The sequence below is a fragment of the Ruegeria atlantica genome (assembly GCF_947495585.1).
GTDB classification, from domain to species: Bacteria; Pseudomonadota; Alphaproteobacteria; order Rhodobacterales; family Rhodobacteraceae; genus Ruegeria; species Ruegeria atlantica_G.
Map to the genome: position 1 here is coordinate 1 of NZ_CANLZK010000035.1, position 6094 is coordinate 6094.

Sequence of the window (6094 nt, forward strand, 5' to 3'; positions counted from 1 at the left end):
GGACGGGTTGGAGAGACAGCCGGACGCATCGGAGAGACGGTGGGCATCTTAGGGAATGATTTAGGCGGGCGCGCTGATGTTATTGGCGCAACGGTCTGATTTTTGGCTCTTGGTGTTCTGTTCTTTGACATTGATGGATAACTGAAGAGATATGTGGGCGGTTTGGTTCGTTTCGACGGATTGAATGTCTGTATATCGCGCTGGTAGGGCTTTGGCTCGATGATCCAGTGTCAGCTTCACTGTTTGAGTGGTTCACTGATTTCTTAGGAAATCTGTGTACATCAAACAGAAGACTTCATCAGGATTAGCCTCCTGATGAGATGTGCAGAGGTTCGAACGTCAAGGATAAGCAGCAATGCTTTTCAACTTGAGAGTTTGATCCTGGCTCAGAACGAACGCTGGCGGCAGGCTTAACACATGCAAGTCGAGCGCACCTTCGGGTGAGCGGCGGACGGGTTAGTAACGCGTGGGAACATACCCTTTGGTACGGAATAGCCTCTGGAAACGGAGAGTAATACCGTATGAGCCCTTCGGGGGAAAGATTTATCGCCAAAGGATTGGCCCGCGTTAGATTAGGTAGTTGGTGGGGTAATGGCCTACCAAGCCTACGATCTATAGCTGGTTTTAGAGGATGATCAGCAACACTGGGACTGAGACACGGCCCAGACTCCTACGGGAGGCAGCAGTGGGGAATCTTGGACAATGGGGGCAACCCTGATCCAGCCATGCCGCGTGAGTGATGAAGGCCTTAGGGTCGTAAAGCTCTTTCGCCTGTGAAGATAATGACGGTAGCAGGTAAAGAAACCCCGGCTAACTCCGTGCCAGCAGCCGCGGTAATACGGAGGGGGTTAGCGTTGTTCGGAATTACTGGGCGTAAAGCGCACGTAGGCGGACTGGAAAGTTGGGGGTGAAATCCCAGGGCTCAACCCTGGAACTGCCTCCAAAACTATCAGTCTAGAGTTCGAGAGAGGTGAGTGGAATTCCGAGTGTAGAGGTGAAATTCGTAGATATTCGGAGGAACACCAGTGGCGAAGGCGGCTCACTGGCTCGATACTGACGCTGAGGTGCGAAAGTGTGGGGAGCAAACAGGATTAGATACCCTGGTAGTCCACACCGTAAACGATGAATGCCAGTCGTCGGGTAGCATGCTATTCGGTGACACACCTAACGGATTAAGCATTCCGCCTGGGGAGTACGGTCGCAAGATTAAAACTCAAAGGAATTGACGGGGGCCCGCACAAGCGGTGGAGCATGTGGTTTAATTCGAAGCAACGCGCAGAACCTTACCAACCCTTGACATCCTAGGACCGGCCCAGAGATGGGTCTTTCACTTCGGTGACCTAGTGACAGGTGCTGCATGGCTGTCGTCAGCTCGTGTCGTGAGATGTTCGGTTAAGTCCGGCAACGAGCGCAACCCACATCCTTAGTTGCCAGCAGTTCGGCTGGGCACTCTAGGGAAACTGCCCGTGATAAGCGGGAGGAAGGTGTGGATGACGTCAAGTCCTCATGGCCCTTACGGGTTGGGCTACACACGTGCTACAATGGCAGTGACAATGGGTTAATCCCAAAAAACTGTCTCAGTTCGGATTGGGGTCTGCAACTCGACCCCATGAAGTCGGAATCGCTAGTAATCGCGTAACAGCATGACGCGGTGAATACGTTCCCGGGCCTTGTACACACCGCCCGTCACACCATGGGAGTTGGTTCTACCCGACGACGCTGCGCTAACCTTCGGGGGGCAGGCGGCCACGGTAGGATCAGCGACTGGGGTGAAGTCGTAACAAGGTAGCCGTAGGGGAACCTGCGGCTGGATCACCTCCTTTCTAAGGATGTTCCTGGCATCTTGAGCTTGCTCTTGATCGTGGAACACTTAGCAGAAGATCAACAAACAAAGTTGATCAAACTCATGGACCGAGCCGTCCTCATATCTCTTCAGAACATATCAGGCCTGCAACGCTGTGAGGTCTGGCCCTCCGTCGTCGCTTGCAAGCAAACGACGTAATCGGGCAACGTCGATTTTGCTTTTGCAAAATCAACTGGGTCGGTAGCTCAGGTGGTTAGAGCGCACGCCTGATAAGCGTGAGGTCGGAGGTTCAAGTCCTCCTCGACCCACCAAAAACTTTTGGGGCCTTAGCTCAGCTGGGAGAGCGCCTGATTTGCATTCAGGAGGTCAGGAGTTCGATCCTCCTAGGCTCCACCATTTGCCTTCGATTTGACCGTTAAGCACCATTTTGGTTCTTTACCGTCCAATCGGACGTCGCTTCTTCGGAAGCTTTGACATCGTATAGAGAGAAATCAATCAACACTGTTTGATCGTGCCGAGTGTGGCACTGATCTCGGTCGTTCTTATCTTCGGATAAGCGGCGCAGTTTGGGTCTAGCCGGCCCTGTCTGCGTATCCCGATCGAAACGAACAGAGTTGTCCAAGTCTAATATACTAACCCGAGCGACCTGCGTTGATCAGCTGCACGGCTGAGAGACCATATGGGGTTGCTCATTTGTCCTCGTCCAAGTGGCGGGGGCGGGAAATGTATGTTTTTGGTTCAGAAGAATGACTGCCTTTAGTTACCAGCTGGGCGGTCTCGATTGATTTGATTACTAGCGCAGCTTCGGTTGTGTGCGGTCAAACGCACGCAAGTAGCCGGATAGGCGGTAGTGCCAATATCAAGTCTTTCTTTTTCTGGATCAAATCAAGCGCGAGAAGGGCGTTTGGTGAATGCCTTGGCAGCAAGAGGCGATGAAAGACGTGATACTCTGCGATAAGCCATGGGGAGCTGAGAATAAGCTTTGATCCATGGATTTCTGAATGGGGCAACCCACCTGAATGTTTGTTATTGTTAGCACTGCTAATCAATAATGGGCATAACCAGGTATTTATGACCTGAATACATAGGGTTATAAAGGCAAACCCGGGGAACTGAAACATCTAAGTACCCGGAGGAAAGGAAATCAATTGATACTCCCCTAGTAGCGGCGAGCGAACGGGGACCAGCCGAGCCAGATGAGTGAGAAGAACATGTTGGGAAGCATGGCCATAGCGGGTGACAGCCCCGTATTCTAAGCTCTGATGGACGTATTAAGTAGGGCGGAACACGTGAAATTCTGTCTGAAGATCGGAGGACCACCTTCGAAGGCTAAGTACTCCTTGCTGACCGATAGTGAACCAGTACCGTGAGGGAAAGGTGAAAAGCACCCCGACGAGGGGAGTGAAACAGTACCTGAAACCGAACGCCTACAATCAGTCGGAGCCTCCTTGCGGGGTGACGGCGTACCTTTTGTATAATGGGTCATCGACTTGGTCTCACGAGCAAGCTTAAGCCGTTAGGTGTAGGCGTAGCGAAAGCGAGTCTTAATAGGGCGAATGAGTTCGTGGGATCAGACCCGAAACCGAGTGATCTAGGCATGGCCAGGTTGAAGGTAAGGTAACACTTACTGGAGGACCGAACCCACATCCGTTGAAAAGGATCGGGATGAGCTGTGCCTAGGGGTGAAAGGCCAATCAAACTCGGAGATAGCTGGTTCTCTGCGAAATCTATTTAGGTAGAGCGTCATCCGAATACCCCGGGGGGTAGAGCACTGGATGGGTAATGGGGCCCCACAGGCTTACTGATCCTAACCAAACTCCGAATACCCGGGAGTACTAGATGGCAGACACACTGCGGATGCTAACGTCCGTAGTGGAGAGGGAAACAACCCTGACCTACAGCTAAGGCCCCCAATTCATGGCTAAGTGGGAAAGCAGGTGGGACGACCAAAACAACCAGGAGGTTGGCTTAGAAGCAGCCATCCTTTAAAGATAGCGTAACAGCTCACTGGTCTAAATAAGTTGTCCTGCGGCGAAGATGTAACGGGGCTCAAGCCATGAGCCGAAGCTTAGGATGCCGTAAGGCATGGTAGCAGAGCGTAGTGTGACATAAGACTTATCCTATATTGCCGCCGGTCATTTGGTGCGTGTAAGCGCTCAAATAGCCGAATAGGCGGTAGCGCAGGATCAAGTCTTTTCGATGAAGCCGGCGCGTGAGCGATCCGGTGGAGAGATCACTAGTGAGAATGATGACATGAGTAGCGACAAAGAGTGTGAGAGACACTCTCGCCGAAAGTCCAAGGGTTCCTGCTTAAAGCTAATCTGAGCAGGGTAAGCCGGCCCCTAAGCCGAGGCCGAAAGGCGTAGGCGATGGGAACTAGGTTAATATTCCTAGGCCGTGGAGTGGTGACGGATCTCAGAGGTAGTTCATCCTTATTGGATTGAATGGGCTGCTGAGAGGTTCCTGGAAATAGCCCTCCTATAAGACCGTACCCTAAACCGACACAGGTGGACTGGTAGAGCATACCAAGGCGCTTGAGAGAACGATGTTGAAGGAACTCGGCAAAATACCTCCGTAAGTTCGCGAGAAGGAGGCCCGGTTCCTAGGCAACTAGGGGCTGGGGGCACAAACCAGGGGGTGGCGACTGTTTATTAAAAACACAGGGCTCTGCGAAGTCGCAAGACGACGTATAGGGTCTGACGCCTGCCCGGTGCCTGAAGGTTAAAAGGAGAGGTGAGAGCCTTGAATTGAAGCCCAGGTAAACGGCGGCCGTAACTATAACGGTCCTAAGGTAGCGAAATTCCTTGTCGGGTAAGTTCCGACCTGCACGAATGGCGTAACGACTTCCCCGCTGTCTCCAACATCGACTCAGCGAAATTGAATTGCCTGTCAAGATGCAGGCTTCCCGCGGTTAGACGGAAAGACCCCGTGCACCTTTACTACAGCTTCGCACTGGCATCAGGATTGTGATGTGCAGGATAGGTGGTGGGCTTTGAAGCAGAGACGCAAGTCTTTGTGGAGCCTCCCTTGAGATACCACCCTTCGCACTCTTGATGTCTAACCGCGGTCCGTTATCCGGATCCGGGACCCTGCGTGGCGGGTAGTTTGACTGGGGCGGTCGCCTCCTAAAGCGTAACGGAGGCGCGCGAAGGTTGGCTCAGAGCGGTCGGAAATCGCTCGTTGAGTGCAATGGCAGAAGCCAGCCTGACTGCGAGACTGACAAGTCGAGCAGAGTCGAAAGACGGCCATAGTGATCCGGTGGTCCCGAGTGGAAGGGCCATCGCTCAACGGATAAAAGGTACGCCGGGGATAACAGGCTGATACTGCCCAAGAGTCCATATCGACGGCAGTGTTTGGCACCTCGATGTCGGCTCATCTCATCCTGGGGCTGGAGCAGGTCCCAAGGGTACGGCTGTTCGCCGTTTAAAGAGGTACGTGAGCTGGGTTTAGAACGTCGTGAGACAGTTCGGTCCCTATCTGCCGTGGGTGTAGGAGACTTGAGAGGAGTTGCCCCTAGTACGAGAGGACCGGGGTGAACGATCCACTGGTGGACCAGTTGTCGTGCCAACGGCAGTGCTGGGTAGCTATGATCGGACAGGATAACCGCTGAAGGCATCTAAGCGGGAAGCCCCCCTCAAAACAAGGTCTCCCTGAGGGCCGTGGAAGACCACCACGTCAATAGGCCGGAGATGTAAGCGCAGTAATGCGTTCAGTTGACCGGTACTAATCGCCCGATAGGCTTGATTTGATCCAGTAATGGAAAGACTGCCAACCGCCTCAAGTAGCGAAGCGGTAGGCGAACAAATAAGCCAAAAACATACACCTCATTAAACATGGATAACTTCGCAGCAACACGCTGCGGTGTTGATTGACATAACTACCGAGTGGCAACGCGCATTTGCATGCAAATACGCTGCCTGCCACCCGTCGCGTTTGCTTCGCAAATCGCGACGTGGGGATTTTCCTCGGTTTGGTGGTCATAGCGCAAGTGAAACACCCGGTCCCATCCCGAACCCGGAAGTTAAGCACTGCCGCGCCAATGGTACTTGGGCTTAAGCCCCGGGAGAGTAGGTCACCGCCAAACCTAGAAAAATCCCCCAATCAAACTTCTCTCTTACGATCAAAAAAACACTACCCGGTCTCAACTAGCCAAATAGGCGGTAGACCAACGCAAGGCCTCAACTAGCGTAAGCAATAGGCCAACGCAAACTGTCGCGGGATGGAGCAGCCCGGTAGCTCGTCAGGCTCATAACCTGAAGGTCGTAGGTTCAAATCCTACTCCCGCAACCA

Annotated in this window: 3 tRNA genes and 3 rRNA genes; all 6 read left to right on the forward strand. The window is 53.0% G+C overall.

Going from position 1 to position 6094, the window contains the following annotated elements:
• The first annotated feature begins 363 nt into the window (after positions 1–363).
• The 6 genes from QMP16_RS23385 (at position 364) to QMP16_RS23410 (ending at position 6094) form a co-directional block, all read left to right on the forward strand.
• Positions 364–1823 (forward strand): 16S ribosomal RNA (locus QMP16_RS23385).
• Between the two features lie 215 nt (positions 1824–2038).
• Positions 2039–2115, forward strand: a tRNA-Ile gene (locus QMP16_RS23390).
• A gap of 9 nt (positions 2116–2124) precedes the next feature.
• Positions 2125–2200 (forward strand) — tRNA-Ala (locus tag QMP16_RS23395).
• Positions 2201–2687: 487 nt separating this feature from the next.
• Positions 2688–5552: ribosomal RNA gene (locus QMP16_RS23400) — 23S ribosomal RNA — on the forward strand.
• A gap of 221 nt (positions 5553–5773) precedes the next feature.
• Positions 5774–5888 (forward strand): 5S ribosomal RNA (gene rrf / locus QMP16_RS23405).
• The 16S, 23S and 5S rRNA genes sit together here with 3 tRNA genes alongside, the layout of an rRNA operon.
• Positions 5889–6017: 129 nt before the next feature.
• Positions 6018–6094 (forward strand) — tRNA-Met (locus QMP16_RS23410).